The 15,243-nt window shown below is 68.4% G+C and carries 12 protein-coding genes; 5 read left to right on the top strand and 7 right to left on the bottom strand.

Annotation, left to right across the window (positions count from 1 at the left end):
- Positions 1–42: 42 nt before the first annotated feature.
- The 3 genes from NMB40_RS18710 to NMB40_RS18700 all read left to right on the top strand — a co-directional run bounded on the left by NMB40_RS18710 (position 43) and on the right by NMB40_RS18700 (position 6,543).
- Positions 43–459, top strand: coding sequence for an I78 family peptidase inhibitor (locus NMB40_RS18710; RefSeq protein WP_448141579.1), 417 nt, complete (start codon positions 43–45; stop codon positions 457–459).
- A 165-nt stretch (positions 460–624) separates the two neighbouring features.
- Positions 625–5,079 (top strand): glutamate synthase large subunit, encoded by a 4,455-nt coding sequence (gltB, locus tag NMB40_RS18705; protein WP_494359412.1) that lies wholly within the window; start codon positions 625–627, stop codon positions 5,077–5,079.
- 18 nt (positions 5,080–5,097) lie between these two features.
- Positions 5,098–6,543, top strand: a complete 1,446-nt coding sequence (locus NMB40_RS18700) for an FAD-dependent oxidoreductase (RefSeq protein WP_494359411.1) — start codon at positions 5,098–5,100, stop codon at positions 6,541–6,543.
- Between the two features lie 10 nt (positions 6,544–6,553).
- On the opposite strand, the gene NMB40_RS18695 is transcribed toward NMB40_RS18700, so the two are convergent.
- Positions 6,554–6,826 carry a hypothetical protein gene (locus NMB40_RS18695; RefSeq protein ID WP_494359410.1) on the bottom strand — a complete coding sequence of 91 codons (273 nt, stop codon included), beginning with the start codon at positions 6,824–6,826 and terminating at the stop codon, positions 6,554–6,556.
- 134 nt (positions 6,827–6,960) lie between these two features.
- Between NMB40_RS18695 and NMB40_RS18690 the strand changes: the two genes are divergently transcribed.
- The gene (locus tag NMB40_RS18690; RefSeq protein ID WP_494359409.1) at positions 6,961–7,839 is read left to right on the top strand and encodes a methylglyoxal synthase; all 879 of its coding nucleotides are present in this window, start codon (positions 6,961–6,963) and stop codon (positions 7,837–7,839) included.
- On the opposite strand, the gene NMB40_RS18685 is transcribed toward NMB40_RS18690, so the two are convergent.
- From NMB40_RS18685 to ttcA, 4 genes are all read right to left on the bottom strand, one after another.
- Positions 7,758–8,360, bottom strand: a complete 603-nt coding sequence (locus tag NMB40_RS18685) for a hypothetical protein (RefSeq protein WP_494359408.1) — start codon at positions 8,358–8,360, stop codon at positions 7,758–7,760. The two genes, NMB40_RS18690 and NMB40_RS18685, sit on opposite strands and share 82 nt — an antisense overlap.
- A 148-nt stretch (positions 8,361–8,508) precedes the next feature.
- On the bottom strand, positions 8,509–9,288 hold the full coding sequence (locus NMB40_RS18680) for a M48 family metallopeptidase (RefSeq protein WP_494359407.1): 780 nt from the start codon (positions 9,286–9,288) through the stop codon (positions 8,509–8,511).
- 81 nt (positions 9,289–9,369) lie between these two features.
- Positions 9,370–10,275: a recombination-associated protein RdgC gene (locus NMB40_RS18675; RefSeq protein WP_494359406.1), complete on the bottom strand. Its 906-nt coding sequence runs from the start codon at positions 10,273–10,275 to the stop codon at positions 9,370–9,372.
- Positions 10,276–10,308: 33 nt separating this feature from the next.
- Complete coding sequence (gene ttcA, locus NMB40_RS18670) at positions 10,309–11,190, bottom strand: tRNA 2-thiocytidine(32) synthetase TtcA (RefSeq protein WP_494359405.1); 882 nt, start codon at positions 11,188–11,190, stop codon at positions 10,309–10,311.
- 88 nt (positions 11,191–11,278) lie between these two features.
- Between ttcA and NMB40_RS18665 the strand changes: the two genes are divergently transcribed.
- A complete protein-coding gene (locus tag NMB40_RS18665; RefSeq protein WP_282245774.1) occupies positions 11,279–11,482 on the top strand; it encodes a YdcH family protein in 204 nt (67 codons plus the stop codon).
- Between the two features lie 45 nt (positions 11,483–11,527).
- Here the strand turns inward: NMB40_RS18665 and plsB are convergent, their stop codons facing one another.
- A complete protein-coding gene (gene plsB / locus NMB40_RS18660) occupies positions 11,528–14,203 on the bottom strand; it encodes a glycerol-3-phosphate 1-O-acyltransferase PlsB (protein WP_494359404.1) in 2,676 nt (891 codons plus the stop codon).
- Positions 14,203–15,189, bottom strand: coding sequence for a hypothetical protein (locus NMB40_RS18655; RefSeq protein ID WP_494359403.1), 987 nt, complete (start codon positions 15,187–15,189; stop codon positions 14,203–14,205). The genes plsB and NMB40_RS18655 overlap by 1 nt, the downstream gene beginning before the upstream one ends.
- Positions 15,190–15,243 lie beyond the last annotated feature (54 nt).

Raw genomic sequence — 15,243 nt, 5'->3', positions numbered from 1 at the left:
CGATATGCTCCATGGTTTACCGCCTGGAACTCTGGAGTCTCGATGTCGTCCTTGTCCTTCCGCCGCCTGCGGCGTCCGTTTGGTCCCACGATCATGGCCGCGGCCCTGGTCCCCACCCTGCTGTTGCTGGGCGCCTGCAAGGCCCCGCCGATGGACGAACAGGAAGCAGCGGGTACCCACGCGCAGAAGGCCGCCGAAGAAGTCGCCGCCGCCCCGGCCGACACCACCGGCAAGGCCACCGAGGCACCGCCGGTCGGCAACTGCGACGCCAACCAGGTACAGAGCCTGGTCGGCCAGCCCTACAGCGACGCCATCGGGGCGCAGGCGCAGCAGGATGCCAGCGCGCGCGAGCTGCGCGTGCTCAAGCCCGACGACATGACCACGATGGAGTTCGTCGGCGAGCGGCTGAACATCGAAGTCGATGAAAAGGGCGTGGTCAGCGGCCTGCGCTGCGGCTGAATTGGGCGCACCGGACGCGGGTTTTCGAGGGGTTTGGTTGCGCGTGCAACCGTGTATTGCGGCGTTGCAGCAACTGTGATCTAGTCGAAGCATCCGGTGCCTCCAGATGCGCTCAACGGATTGAGCGGGGACGAGTGTCGCCGCTCACCCGACATTGAGGCAGAGATGGCCCCCCGCAACCGCCAAGGGCTTTACGACCCACAAGACGAACGCGATGCCTGTGGTTTCGGCATGGTGGCGCAACTGGATGACCAGCCGTCACGGCTGCTGGTCGACACCGCGATTGCCGCGCTGTCGCGCATGACCCACCGCGGCGGTGTTGCCGCCGACGGTGTCACCGGTGACGGCTGCGGCCTGTTGCTGCGCCGCCCGGAAGCCTTCCTGCAGGCGCTGGCCGCCGAAGCCGGCATCACCCTCGGCAAGCTGCATGCGGCCGGCGTGGTGTTCCTGCCGCACGACGCCGCTGCCGCCCAGGCCTGCCGCGACACCCTTGAACAGCAACTGAGCGACGCCGGCTGCCAGCCGCTTGGCTGGCGCGTGGTGCCGACCGATCCCAGCGTGTGCGGCCAGCTGGCCCGCGACACCCTGCCCCACATCGAGCAGGTGTTCGTCGATGCCGGCCACGGCCAGGACGAGGCCGCCTTCACCCTGGCGCTGTTCCTGGCCCGCCGCCGCAGCGAACAGCAGCTGCGCGAGCACGCCGATTACTACGTCACCACGCTCAGCCCCAACGCGATCAGCTACAAGGGCATGGTGCTGCCGGACAAGCTGAGCCGGTTCTACCCGGACCTGCAGCGCAACGACCTGGCCTCCAGCGCCATCGTGTTCCACCAGCGTTTTTCCACCAATACGCTGCCACGCTGGCCGCTGGCGCACCCGTTCCGGATGCTCGCCCACAACGGCGAGATCAACACCATCGAAGGCAACCGGCGCTGGGCGCAGGCGCGCAGCAAGGTGTGGAAGACCCCGCGCTTCGACATCGGCGAGTTCGATCCGGTGATCTCCATGCACGGCTCGGATTCGCAGAGCCTGGACAACATGCTGGAGCTGATGGTCAGTGCCGGCATGGAGCTGATCCAGGCGCTGCGCATCCTGGTGCCGCCGGCGACCCAGTCGCTGGAGTTCAAGGACGCCGACCTGGCCGCGTTCTACGAGTTCTACGGCCTCAACAGCGAACCGTGGGATGGCCCGGCCGGCATCGTGGCCTGCGATGGCCGCTATGCCGCCTGCACCCTGGACCGCAACGGGCTGCGCCCGGCGCGCTGGATGCTCACCTCCGACCGCCACTTCCTGGTGGCCTCCGAAGCGGGCGTGTGGGAAGTGCCGGCCGAGCGCGTGGTGCGCAAGGGCAAGCTGGGCCCGGGCGAGATGATGGCCATCGACCTCAAGCGCGGCGACCTGCTCGATTCGGATGCCATCGACCGCATCAACCGCGGCCGCGCGCCGTACAAGCAGTGGCTGCAGCAGGGCGTGACCTACCTGCAGACCGAGCTGATCGACCCATCGCTGGTGGAAGAGCCGTTCGACGAACGCACCCTGCGCAGCTACCACAAGCTGTTCCAGCTCAGCACCGAGGAAGTGGAGCAGATCCTGCGCCCACTGGCCGAGACCGAGCAGGAAGCCACCGGCTCGATGGGCGATGACACCCCGATGGCGGTGCTCAGCCAGCAGAGCCGGCCGCTCTACGATTACTTCCGCCAGGCGTTCGCGCAGGTCACCAACCCGCCGATCGATCCGTTGCGGGAAGACTGCGTGATGTCGCTCACTACCCAGCTCGGCAAGGAAACCAACATCTTCCATGCCGGCGCGGAGACGGTGAACCACGTCATCCTCAATTCGCCGGTGCTCAGCCAGCGCAAGCTGCGCCAGCTGATCAAGATGCCGCAATACGTGGACCGCAACCGGCTCATCGACCTCTCCTACAGCCTGGACGAAGGGCTGAAGGCCGGCATCGAGCGCATCTGCGCCGAAGCCGAAGCGGCCGCGCGCGAAGGCATCGTGATGCTGCTGCTCAGCGACCGCTACCCGGTGGCCGACCGGCCGATGGTGCATGCGCTGCTGGCCACCAGTGCGGTGCACCACCACCTGTCCAACGCCGGGCTGCGCTGCGACGTCAACCTGATCCTGGAAACCGGCACCGCGCGCGACCCGCACCACATGGCCTGCCTGCTCGGTTTCGGTGCCACCGCGGTGTACCCGTACCTGGCCTACCAGACCCTGTTCGATCTGGGCCGGCGCGGCATCCTGCAGCTGAAGAAGGGCGGCGAGCAGTCGCAGATCGGCCGCAGCTACCGCAAGGGCATCTACAAGGGCCTGTCCAAGATCATCTCCAAGATGGGCATCTGTACCGTGGCCAGTTACCGCGGCGCGCAGCTGTTCGAAATCGTCGGGCTGGACGATGAAGTGGTCGACCTGTGCTTCCCGGAAACGCCGTCGCGCGTGGCCGGCGTTGGCTTCGCACGGTTGGACGACGAGGCCCGCGAGCTCACCGTGCGCGCCTGGAACGACCTGCTGCGCCCGGAAGTGGGCGGCGTGCTCAAGTACGTGCACGGCGGCGAATACCACATGTACAACCCCGACGTGGTCATGACCCTGCAGCGCGCCGCGCGCAGTGGTGATGCCGCCGATTGGCAGCGCTACTGCGAAGCCGTGCATGGCCGGCCGGTGTCGGCGCTGCGCGACCTGCTGCAGCTCAAGGCGGCCCCCACGCCGACCCCGCTGGAGGAAGTGGCGCCGGCCGAAGACCTGTTCCGCCGCTTCGACACCGCCGCGATCAGCCTGGGTGCGTTGTCGCCCGAAGCGCATGAAGCGCTGGCCATCGCCATGAACAAGCTGGGTGGGCGCAGCAATTCCGGTGAGGGTGGCGAAGACCCGGTGCGCTACGGCACCAACAAGCGCAGCAAGATCAAGCAGGTGGCCTCGGGCAGGTTCGGCGTCACCGCCGAATACCTGGTCAATGCCGAAGTGCTGCAGATCAAGGTCGCCCAGGGTGCCAAGCCCGGCGAAGGCGGGCAGCTGCCCGGGCACAAGGTCAACGAACTGATCGCGCGGCTGCGCTATGCCAAGCCGGGCATCGGCCTGATCTCGCCGCCGCCGCACCACGACATCTATTCGATCGAAGACCTGGCCCAGCTGATCTACGACCTCAAGCAGGTCAACCCCGATGCGCTGGTGTCGGTGAAGCTGGTCTCGCATGCCGGCGTGGGCACCATCGCCGCCGGCGTGGTCAAGGCCGGTGCGGACCTGATCACCGTGTCCGGCCATGATGGCGGCACCGGTGCCAGCCCGGTCAGCTCGATCCGCTACGCCGGCGTGCCGTGGGAACTGGGCGTGGCCGAATCGCACCAGGCGCTGGTGGCCAACGACCTGCGCGGGCGCACCCTGCTGCAGACCGACGGCGGCCTGAAGACCGGCCTGGACGTGATCAAGGCCGCGCTGCTGGGGGCGGACAGTTTCGGCTTCGGCACCGCGCCGATGATCGTGCTGGGCTGCAAGTACCTGCGCATCTGCCACCTCAACAACTGCGCCACCGGCGTGGCCACCCAGGACGAGCGCCTGCGCGCGCAGTACTTCACCGGCCTGCCCGAGCGCGTGGAGAACTTCTTCCGGCTGCTGGCCGAGGAAGTGCGCGGTTGGCTGTCCTACCTGGGCGTGCGCTCGCTGGACGAGATCGTGGGCCGCACCGACCTGCTGCAGCAGCTGGAGGTCGCCCCGCGCCCGGGGGTCAAGGTCGACCTGTCGCGCCTGCTCAACCCGGCCCAGTACGGCGGCAGCCACTGCGCCGCGCAGCGCCTGTACGAATCGCCGGACAGCCTGGCCACGCAGATGGATGGCCTGCTGGCCCCGGCCATCGCCGGCAAGCTGGGCGGCGAACACCGCTTCCTGATCCACAACACCGACCGCTCCATCGGCACCCGCCTGTCCGGCGCCATCGCGCGCGCGCACGGCAACCAGGGCATGAGCGATGCGCCGCTGACGCTGCGCTTCCGGGGCACCGCCGGGCAGAGCTTCGGCGCGTTCAACGTGGGCGGCCTGCAGCTGGAAGTGGAAGGCGAAGCCAACGATTACGTGGGCAAGGGCATGGCCGGCGGCCGCCTGGTGGTTCGCCCGCCGCGCGGCGCACGCTTCGAAGCGCGCAACACCGCCATCATCGGCAACACCTGCCTGTACGGCGCCACCGGCGGTGAGCTGTTCGCCGCCGGGCGCGCGGGCGAACGCTTCGGCGTGCGCAACTCCGGCGCGCTGGCGGTCATCGAAGGCGCCGGCGACCACTGCTGCGAATACATGACCGATGGCATCGTGCTGGTGCTGGGCAAGGTGGGGCTGAACTTCGGTGCCGGCTTCACCGGCGGCCTGGCCTACGTGCTGGATATCGACCGCGACTTCGTGGACCGCTACAACCACGAACTGATCGACATCCACCGCATTTCGGCCGAAGGCTTCGAGAACCACCGCCAGCACCTGCACACGCTGATCAGCCGCCACCGCGAGCTCACCGGCAGCATCTGGGCCCAGCAGATCCTGGACGAGTTCCGCGATTACGTGGGCAAGTTCTGGCTGGTCAAACCCAAGGCCGCCAGCATTGAATCGCTGACCGAATCGCTGCGCCGCGCCGCCTGATTTCCTGGATTCCCATACATGAGCCGCAAGCACGCCTTCCAGTTCCTCGACCTGCCCCGGACCATGCCGCAGCGCATTCCGGTGGAGCTGCGCACCTCCGGCGACTGGGGTGAGCTGTACGGCAAATTCGGCAAGGAAGATGCCCAGTGTCAGGCCGGTCGCTGCCTGGACTGCGGCAACCCCTACTGCAGCTGGAAGTGCCCGGTGCACAACGCCATTCCGCAGTGGCTGCAGCTGGTGCAGGAAAACCGCATCCACGAGGCGGCTACGCTGTGCCATTCCACCAACCCGCTGCCGGAAGTGTGCGGCCGGGTGTGCCCGCAGGACCGCCTGTGCGAAGGCAGCTGCACGCTGGAAGAGTTCGGCGCGGTCACCATCGGCGCGGTGGAGAAGTACATCGTCGATACCGCGCTGGCCACCGGCTGGCGGCCGGACATGGCGGCGGTGGAAAGCACCGGCAAGCGGGTGGCGGTGATCGGCGCCGGCCCGGCCGGGCTGGCCTGTGCCGACCGGCTGGCGCATGCCGGCGTGCAGGCGGTGGTGTACGACCGCTACGAACAGATTGGCGGACTGCTGCAGTTCGGGATTCCCAGCTTCAAGCTGGACAAGTCGGTGATCAGCCGCCGCCGCAACGTGCTGGAAGGCATGGGCGTGCAGTTCCGGCTGGGCGTGGAGATCGGCCGCGACGTGACCCTGGACACGCTGCTGGCCGACTACGACGCGGTGTTCGTCGGCACCGGTGCCTACCGCTATACCGATGGCGGGCTGCCCGGGCAGGACCTGAAGAACGTGCTGCCGGCGCTGCCGTTCCTGGTGCAGAACAGCCGCATTGTCAGCGGCAGCGATGCCCACGGCCGGCCGATTGCCGGCTGGGAAGACACCCTGGCCCTGCCCGACCTGGAAGGCAAGCGCGTGGTGGTGCTGGGCGGCGGCGATACCGGCATGGACTGCGTGCGCAGCGCGGTGCGGCTGGGGGCGGCGCGGGTGACCTGCGCCTACCGCCGCGATGAAGCCAGCATGCCGGGCTCGGCGCGCGAAGTGGCCAACGCCCGCGAAGAAGGCGTGCGCTTCCTGTTCAACCGCCAGCCGCTGTCGATCGAGGCCGGTGCCGATGACGAAGCGATCGGCGTGACCGTGGTGGAAACCCACCTGGGCGAGCCCGATGCACAGGGCCGGCGCAACGCGGTGCCGATCGAGGGCAGCGAATCGCTGCTGGAAGCGGACGTGGTGATCATCGCCTTCGGCTTCTCGCCGACCGCACCGGAATGGCTGACGGCGCAGGGCGTGGAAGCGGGCAACAACGGCCGCATCCTGGCCGGTGGCAACGGCCGCCTGCCGTTCCAGACCGCCCACCCGCGCCTGTTCGCCGGTGGCGACGCGGTGCGCGGTGCGGACCTGGTGGTGACCGCCGTGGCCGAAGGCCGCGATGCGGCGGCGGCGATCGTGGAGCTGATCACCGCGTAACGCCGGGCCGTCAGGCGGCCGCCCGCACCCCGGCGCGTTCGATCTCCAGCGCCAGAAACAGCTGGATCTCATCCAGCTGGTCGCGGATGCGGGCGTTGCCGGCATCGTCGGCGTGGTCGCATTCGATATGCGCATCCAGCATGCGCGCCAGCCCGACCAGCAGCACATCGGCATCGCCGTGGGCGGCATGGCGCAGCAGGCGGCCCAGCGTACGGATGCGGGCGCCGCGGTCGTGGGCCAGCGTCTGCACCGACGGTGCGGTGCGGGTAGCGGAGAGGGGCATGGGGGACTGTCCTGATTGACGGGCTGATGGCGGTCAATGTCGGTTATGGCCCCGGTAGGCGGCTATGCAACTTTTACGAATTGTCGTGAAGGGCTGGTAATGTCGCGGATGCCCCACTTTCCCGGATGATTCCCATGCGCATCGGCCTGGCCGCCAATCGGCTGCACCACCACGACAAGCACGCCGCGTTGTTCCGCTGGCTGCGCGCCAGCGATACCGGGCTGCGCGAGCTGGGCGTGGAGCTGCATGCGGTCGGCCGCACCTATGACGCCATCCAGCGGCTGGGCTTCCTGCCCGATTTCGCCCCCCTGCGCCGCTACCCGAACGGCCGCGAGGGTGGCCTGATGAAGCTGGTCGCCGAGGTGGTGGGCATGGGCACGCCCGAGCGCACGCTGGACGGGGCGATCTACCTGATGGACCCGGTCGACCCGTCCTCGGTGTTCCCCGAAGCCACCGCGCTCAAGCGCCAGTGCGTGATCCACGGCAAGCCCTTCATCTCCACCGTGGCGACCGCTCGCGACTGGATCGAAGTGGAACGCATGCACGCCGGCCTGGCCGCCGATCCCGGCGCCGATGACCTGCACGCGTTCGATCGGCACACGCTGGCGCTGATCGCGCACGATGCGATGAAGCCGGCCATGCTGGCCTTCGCCGACGAACACTTCGATCTGCTCTCGCGCTTCCGCAGCCGCGTGGGTACCGGCACCACCGGCCAGCGCCTGAATGAGCTGGCCTGGAGCCGGGGCTGGCCCAAGGAACAGGAATGGGTGACCCGCTACCAGAGCGGCCCGATGGGCGGCGATGCGCAGATCGCCGACCAGGTGCTGGAAGGCCGCTGCCAGCGCGCGATCTTCTTCGAAGACCCGCACGTGGCGCGCCAGCACGAAGCCGACATCCAGCTGCTGGAGCGCGCGGTCACCACCGTGACCGATCAGGCGGTGTGCATCACCGCCCCGCGCGTGGCCGCACGCTGGGCGCAGGCGGCCACGCTGCGCGCACGGGCATCGACCTGATCGGTTGATGGGTACGCATCGTTGGCCACGGCAAAATCATGCACCCCCTGCCCCCGTCGCCACGCACTGTCGCCACTGCGGCCGCCGGCACTGAGGATGTAGCTGCCGCGCCAGTGGTCGTCGCTTTCACGGCGGTCCATTCCGTGCGTGGCGATGCTGCCCTGGCGCCGTGCGCGTTCACGGAACAGCAGTCGGAAGCGCTTGCGGTGGAACACGCTGCCATACAGCCCGCCGCTGACCTCCACCCGTGGCCGTTCGCGGCCGGGCAGCGACCGTAGTGGACCGTTCCCAACGCGGCACTGCACGCACTCGGCCACGCCTTCCACGCGCACCCCGTTCTGCGACAGCATCACCAGGTACACGGCCTCGGCGCGGCGCTCGGGCCCTTGCCCATAGCGCGTCAGCGTCCACACCCCGGACACATCCGGCACGCGCGCACGCAGCATCGCCGCCGTGCCCAGCACGGCCGCAGCAAGCACATTGGTAAGCACATCGAAGGCAACCGAGGCCATCGTCGACATGGGGCATTCCCGGTGGCGGCAGCAGCCGCCAGATTCCCGCGCGCCAGGCAGCGATCCCATGCAACAAAGTCGAATGTGGACACGCCCGGCGCGGTTCGACCGTATGCGTAGTGCCACGCCCTGCGTGGCAAACCCCACCGAAGCGTGTTTAAAGCAGCTGCCGCAACATCGCTTTAAGCCGCCGCCCTTCCAGCTGGAAGTAATCCCGCTCCTCACGCCAGGCCGGGAAGCGCTGTTCCACTTCCTCCCAGAACGCAGGCGAATGATTGGCCTGGATCAGATGGCAGAGCTCATGCACCAGCACGTACTCGAACGCCGACGGCCGCCCCAGCACCAGCGCCAGGTCCAGCGCCATGCTGCCATCCGGGGCCAGCGAGCCCCATTGCGAGGACATCACCTTCAGCCGCAACCGGGCAGGCGCGCGCGGCAGGCTGGGCAGGTAGCGCGGCAGCCACTGGCCGACATCGGCGCGGGTCTGTGCTTCGTAGAATTCGCGCAGCGCGCGCTTCACCGTGGCATCGGTACCGCGTGCCGGCAGGTGCATGCACACGCCATCGTCGTCCAGCTCCAGGCGCGCGTAGCGCCCGGTTTCCCACCGCAGTGGCAGCAGTTCGCCACGCAGCGGCAGCACGCCGGGCTCACCGATCACCAGCGGCGGCGGCAGGTTCTGTGCCTGGTAATTGCGCAGCTGCGTGGACAGCCAACCGCGGTGCTGCTCAAGGAAGCGCTCACCCATCACCAGGCTGGCACGCGGCGGCAGGGTCAGCCGCACGCCACGCTCATCCACGCTGAGTTTGATCCGGCGCGCGCGCGGATCGCGCACGCGCAGCACGTCGATCTCGGCATCCTCCAGGCGCAGGCGCACGGTATCGCGCTGCAACGTGGGGGCAACGGCCGGGGAGATCAGGCGGCGGAGGAATCCGGGCATGGGTACAGCATAGCGCCCGTGGTGCGCGGGATATGACTGCGGGGTGTAAAGGGGGGGCGGGGCAAGGCCCCGCCCGGTGCCTCAGTCGGCCTTGCTGAGCTTGAAGGCCTGTTCCAGCAGCAGGAACAGGCGGCGCACTTCGCCGCTCTGCAGGACGAAACGGGCGTCCAGCTCGGCGCGGCGACCGTCTTCGTCGGCGTGCTCAAGCTGGTCCAGGGCGCCGTCCAGGAACTTCAGCTTGCGCACGATCAGGTCGTCGCCCAGCACGAAGGACAGGTTGTCCTCGAACACCAGGGCCAGCTTGGTCACCTGCTTGCCGGCGTCCAGGTGCTTGTCGATCTCGTCGCAGCGCAGTTCCTGGTGCTGGCACTTGACCACCGCGCCGCCTTCGGCCGGGTCCTTCATCTCGCACTCTTCGCCCAGGCTGAGCCCGGTCGGCAGCTCCTCGCCGGCGATCCAGCCGGTCAGGATCGAGCGCGGCGCCACTTCGGCGTTCAGCGGCATCGCCGGGAAGCTGCCCAGCAGGCCGCGGATGTCGGACATCATGTTCTCGCCCTTCTTGCTGCTCGAGCAGTCCACCGCCACGTAGCCGTGGGTCAGGTCGATCAGCGCGTCGGTGCGCGAGCTCTTCACGAATGCACGCGGCATCAGTTCGTGCAGCAGGTCGTCCTTCAGGCGCTTGCGCTCGCGGCCGCCCGGCTTGCGCCCTTCCTTCTCCTCGATTTCCTCCAGCTTGCGGGCCAGCAGGTCGTTGACCACCGCGCCCGGCAGGATCTTGTCCTCGCCGCCCACGGTCAGCCACAGCGCGTCGCCGACGCGGTGCGAGAACACGGCCTTTTCCTCACGGCCGAACGGGGAGATGAAGCCACGCGAATTCATTTCGAGCGGGCCCACCGGCTTGAGCAGCACCTGCGGCAGCAGGGTGTCGACTTCGGAGAAATCAGTGGCGGTCGGGAAGCGGAACAGCGTCAGGTTGCGAAAGAACATGGAGATCCGAAGTTGAAGGCGTGAAAGGGAAGGTCAGGGGGTGCCATCGGTCCAGGCCGACGGCGGGCTGGGCGCGACCGCGGTGCGGCCCAACGCCATGAAATCGAACAGGGCGGGGTCGGCCAGCTGCGAGGGGTGGATGTTGCCCAGCGCGCGCGCGATCTGGTCGATCCGCCCGGGGTGTTGATCCTCCCACTGCTGAAGCATCTGCGCCACCTGGCGGCGCTGCAGGTTGTCCTGGCTGCCGCACAGCGTGCACGGAATGATCGGGAAGCCGCGTGCCTGCGCATGCTGTTCGATGTCGCGCTCGCTGACATAGGCCAGCGGGCGGATCACCACATGCTGGCCATCATCGCTGCGCAGCTTGGGCGGCATTGCCGAGAGCTTGGCGTGGTGGAACAGGTTGAGGAAGAACGTGGCCACGCTGTCGTCGCGGTGGTGGCCGAGTGCGATCTTGCTGAAGCCGTTCTCCGCCGCGTGCCGGTACAGCGCACCGCGACGCAGCCGCGAACACAGCGAGCACATCGTGCGGCCTTCCGGAATCACCCGGCTGACCACCGAATAGGTGTCCTGTTCGATGATCTGGTAGGCCACGCCGATCGAGGCCAGGTACCCGGGAAGCACGTGTTCGGGGAAGCCCGGCTGTTTCTGGTCCAGGTTCACCGCCACCAGTTCGAAGCTCACCGGGGCCTTCTTCTGCAGCTGCAGCAGCACGTCCAGCAGGGTGTAGCTGTCCTTGCCGCCGGACAGGCAGACCATGATGCGGTCACCCTCCTCGATCATGCCGAAGTCGGCGATCGCCTGGCCCACCTGGCGGCGCAACCTGCGCGCCAGTTTGTCCTGCGCGGCCGCGTCCGTGCGCGGGGCGCGGGGGAGCGGATCGGGCAGGGGCAGGACGGCAGGCATCCGGGCCATTCTACCGGCTCGCACCGGCCCTCACCGGGTCGCGGAAGTGACTGCGTTCACTCCCGGGCGTCATCCCGGGTGTGTATGCTCGACCGCTGTGGATACCCTGACGCCCGAACAGATCAGCGACCTGCTTGCCGAACTCCGGCAGGAGCATCGCGTGCTGGATGAAGAGATCCAGCGCATGGCCGCCAATGGCGAGGATGAGCTCGAGGCCAAGCGCCTGAAGCGGCGCAAGCTGCAGCTCAAGGACCGCATCGCGAAGCTGGAAGACATGTTGATTCCGGACGAGCCGGCGTGACGCGTGCCGACCAACGGTCGGCACCTACCCATTCCCGCACCCACCTCAATCCGCGGCCACCGGTTCCTCTGGTTTCGCGGCTTCGGGGCTCACCCGCTCGATGGTGTGGCGCAGCTCGCGGCCCAGGATGAACTTGGCATCCTTGGCCCACATGTCCAGGCGCTCGTCGAACAGCAGCTTGCTGTTCTCGTCCGGCCACACCAGGCGCAGCTCGCGCATCTTCTGGATGAAGCCCCGGAACAGGGTGCGGTCGAAGAACTCCGGCGCGGCCGGGGCGTAGAGCAGGCTCAGGCGCTGCGCGGCCTGCTGGCACAGGCTTTCCAGTTCGGCCGCGCCCAGCGTGCCCGGGCCGTTCTTCACCAGCACCGAAATGGCGATGTAGTACCGCTCGAACGCCTGCTGCAGCGAATGGCCGATCGCACGCAGGCGGAACACTTCGTCGGTCTGCCCGGTGTTGCGTGCCAGGATGCCGCCGTCGTCGTCGTTGACGTTCTGCAGCAGGCCCTCGCGCACGAACACCGCGATGGTCTGCTCGATGCGCTGGGCGAACTCGTCCTCGGTCCACGGCAGGAACAGCTCGGCCTGCAGGAACGGGTACACGGTGCGGCCCAGCTGCACCAGGCCGGTGCGGCTCATGCGGCGGTTGTTCTGGAAGCAGCACGCCACCCACGACGAGGCGGTGAACAGGTGGATGACGTTGTTGCGGAAGTAGCTGAGCAGCACCGCGGTATCGCCACTGACGCTGAGCACATCGCCCAGCGGGTGCTTGACCCGGGTCAGCACGTTGATTTCCTCGGCGTGCGCGATGATCCGCTCCGGCGAATGCGGGGTGACCGTGACCCGGTCCGAATACGGCATTTCCACCAGCAGGGTCTTGCACAGCTCGATCTGCGCGATCAGGTCCGCTTCGCCCATCGCATGCTTGGGCGTGGACAGCAGCGCCAGCGCCAGCAGGTTGATCGGGTTCACGTCGGCCGCGCCGTTGATGTGCACCTGGATGCGTTCGGCCAGGTGGTCCACGGTGCCCGACAGCCACGACGGCTTCTCATCCTCGCCTACCGGCGCGCCGTCCCACTCCGGTGCCTGGCGGGCCAGCACGTCGTTGAGCGCGATCGGCTCGCCGAAGTTCACCACCACCTGGCCATAGTTCTGCTTGAGCACCTTGGGGATCGACCACAGCAGCTGCCAGATCGATTCCTTTTCCTTCGGCCGCCCGGACAGTTCGTCCAGGTAGCTGCCGCCTTCCATCAGCTTTTCATAGCCGATGTACACCGGCTGGAACAGCACCGGCTTGCGCGGCTGGCGCAGGAACGCGCGCAGCGTCATCGAGATCATGCCGCCCTTGGGCTGCAGCAGGCGCCCGGTACGCGAACGGCCGCCTTCGACGAAGTACTCGATCGAATAGCCACCGGCCACCAGCTGCGCCACGTACTCGCTCAGCACCGCCGAATACAGCGCGTTGCCGCGGATCGAGCGGCGGATGAAGAACGCACCGCCCTTGCGCAGCAGCGTGCCCACCACCGGCAGGTTCAGGTTGATGCCGGCCACGATGTGCGGCGGCACGATGCCACGGTCGTACAGCAGGTAGGACAGCAGCAGGTAATCCATGTGGCTGCGGTGGCTGGGCACGTAGACCACTTCATGGCCCGGCGCGGCGGCCTTGAACTTGTCCAGGTGGTGCACCAGCACGCCGGCGTAGATGCGGTTCCACACGTGGCTGAGCATGAAGCTGGCCGAACGCACCACCGGGCTGGAATAGTCCGCGGCGATTTCCCAGGCGTAGGCGTGCGCCTTCTTCCAGGCATCGGCCGGCTTGGTGTTGTCACGCTTGGCCTGCGAGGCGATGGCATCGCGGACGGTGTCGGCCTCCAGCACCTTGTCCACCAGCAGGCGGCGGGTGGACAGGTCCGGCCCGATCACCGATTCGCGGATGCGGCGGAAGTGGGTGCGCAGCACGCGCTGCAGCTTGCGCACCGTGCGCTCGGGGTCCAGCCCCTCGTCCACGGTGGCGCGCAGCGAGATCGGCGGGGCGAACCGCACGATGGTGCTGCGGCCGTTGAGCAGTACCGCCAGCAGGCGGCGGAAGCGGCCCACCAGCGCCCAGTTTTCCGAGAACAGCACCGCGAACCAGCCGCTCTGCTTGTCCGGCGCGCGGCCGACGAAGATCGACACCGGCACCAGGTTCACGTCCAGCTCGCCGCGTGCGCGGTGGGCCTGCAGCACCTTGGCCAGCGAATCGGAATGGGTCTTGGCGCCGCGCTGTTCGGGAATCAGCGAGTTGCTGCTGCTCCGCCGCGACAGCGCCAGGTACGCCCGCCTGCGCCCGGTCGGGTCGCCGGCAATGGGCACCAGCGGCGAGGGCAGGCCGGCTTCACGGCAGGCCTTGTCCAGGATCAGCGCGTTGGACAGGCCGTAGTCTTCCAGCACGTAGACCACCGGGCGGCCGTCGTCGTACTGGCCGGGGTGTTCGGGTTCGATCTTCAGTGACAGCCACGGTTCGACCAGGCGGCCCAGCAGGCGGGCCCACCACGGGCGGCGCCCGAACGAAGTGCGCGCTGCCGCGCTGACCGGGCTGGGCACGATCGCCGCCGGGTCGGTTGCACCCGCGCTCGGGCCATCTGCGCCGGGCACGGTATCGGGCGACGCGGACGGGGCGTCCGGCGTCTTGGGCGGCTCTTCGCCGGGGAAAGGCAGGGGATTCTGGTTCGGCATCGGCTTCATTATGGCTTAGCCGGTGCAGAAGCACCGTCCTTGACCTGCGCGGCGGCCTCTGCGTCGGCGGCCAGCTGCGCGTCATGTTCAGCTTGCGCGGCCACGGCGGCCGCCGCTTCGTCGGCCGCCTTGAGCAGTGCGTCGGTCTCTTCCAGGGTGCGCGCCAGGTACCAGTGGCCCTCGCGGCGGGTCATGCGTACCTGGGCTTCAATCTGTTCGCCGGCCAGCGGGTACTGGATCCGCAGCAGGGCGGCGTCGCCCTCCTGCGACACCAGTTCGCCGCGCAGCTCGGTCATCGCCGCGTCCAGCGACAGCCCGTAACTGGCCAGCGCGGTCTTCAGCGCCTTGGCGAACGGCCCCAGCCGGCGCAGGCTGCCCTCCATGCCGGCCGCCTGCAGCTCGGCGTCGGTGGACAGGCCCGCGTTGCGTGCGGTGGCGGTCAACAGGGTGATGGTGGTCCTGGCGCGCTGCTTGTCGGTCAGTGGCGCGGCGGCGGCCCAGCGGCTCAGCACATCCACCACCTGGCTGTAGTGGGCGCGCTCGGCCTCGCTGTAGTCAGTCTGGTTGCGCAGGTACTGCACGCCGAACAGCCCCATCGAATGGGCGGCCTGGCGCACCCCGGTGGCCTGGCCGGCGATCTGGGTATCGAAGGAGCGCTGCAGGCGCTTGGGCGCATCCGGCGCGGACAGCGCCGCCAGCATCGGCAGCAGCTGGCCATCCAGCGGCAGGTCGGTCAGCGGCCAGCGGCTGTGGCCCGCGCTCCAGGCCGCCTGCAGGCGGGTGTACTGGGCCGGCGGCACCGACGCGCGGGCGTAGCCCACCAGGTCGTTGTCGGCCAGGTGGCGGGCGATCTGCTGCAATGCGGCCACCGGCTCGGCGGCCGGTGCATCCGGGTCGATCGTGTCGCGCTTGCACGCCCCCACCAGCAGCAGCCCGCACAGCGACAGCGACATCACCCAGGGTCGGTAGCGCCCTGTCATCAACGGCATGGACATGAATTCGGACTTCCCCGGACCGGTCCGCATCTTGCGGCCTGCGCCCCCGCAGCG

The organism is Stenotrophomonas sp. FBCC-B152, assembly GCF_059134105.1.
Note: the sequence above shows the minus strand (reverse complement) of the source record. Positions and strands in the feature narration are given on the sequence as shown.

Bases quoted from the DNA above. Each gene is read 5' to 3' on its own strand.
- NMB40_RS18655 (WP_494359403.1), bottom strand. From the start codon at position 15,189: ATGTCCATGCCGTTGATGACAGGGCGCTACCGACCCTGGGTGATGTCG.
- NMB40_RS18695 (WP_494359410.1), bottom strand. From the start codon at position 6,826: ATGCCCCTCTCCGCTACCCGCACCGCACCGTCGGTGCAGACGCTGGCC.
- NMB40_RS18690 (WP_494359409.1), top strand. From the start codon at position 6,961: ATGCGCATCGGCCTGGCCGCCAATCGGCTGCACCACCACGACAAGCAC.
- NMB40_RS18710 (WP_448141579.1), top strand. From the start codon at position 43: ATGTCGTCCTTGTCCTTCCGCCGCCTGCGGCGTCCGTTTGGTCCCACG.
- plsB (WP_494359404.1), bottom strand. From the start codon at position 14,203: ATGAAGCCGATGCCGAACCAGAATCCCCTGCCTTTCCCCGGCGAAGAG.
- gltB (WP_494359412.1), top strand. From the start codon at position 625: ATGGCCCCCCGCAACCGCCAAGGGCTTTACGACCCACAAGACGAACGC.
- NMB40_RS18685 (WP_494359408.1), bottom strand. From the start codon at position 8,360: ATGTCGACGATGGCCTCGGTTGCCTTCGATGTGCTTACCAATGTGCTT.
- ttcA (WP_494359405.1), bottom strand. From the start codon at position 11,190: ATGGCCCGGATGCCTGCCGTCCTGCCCCTGCCCGATCCGCTCCCCCGC.
- NMB40_RS18700 (WP_494359411.1), top strand. From the start codon at position 5,098: ATGAGCCGCAAGCACGCCTTCCAGTTCCTCGACCTGCCCCGGACCATG.
- NMB40_RS18680 (WP_494359407.1), bottom strand. From the start codon at position 9,288: ATGCCCGGATTCCTCCGCCGCCTGATCTCCCCGGCCGTTGCCCCCACG.
- NMB40_RS18675 (WP_494359406.1), bottom strand. From the start codon at position 10,275: ATGTTCTTTCGCAACCTGACGCTGTTCCGCTTCCCGACCGCCACTGAT.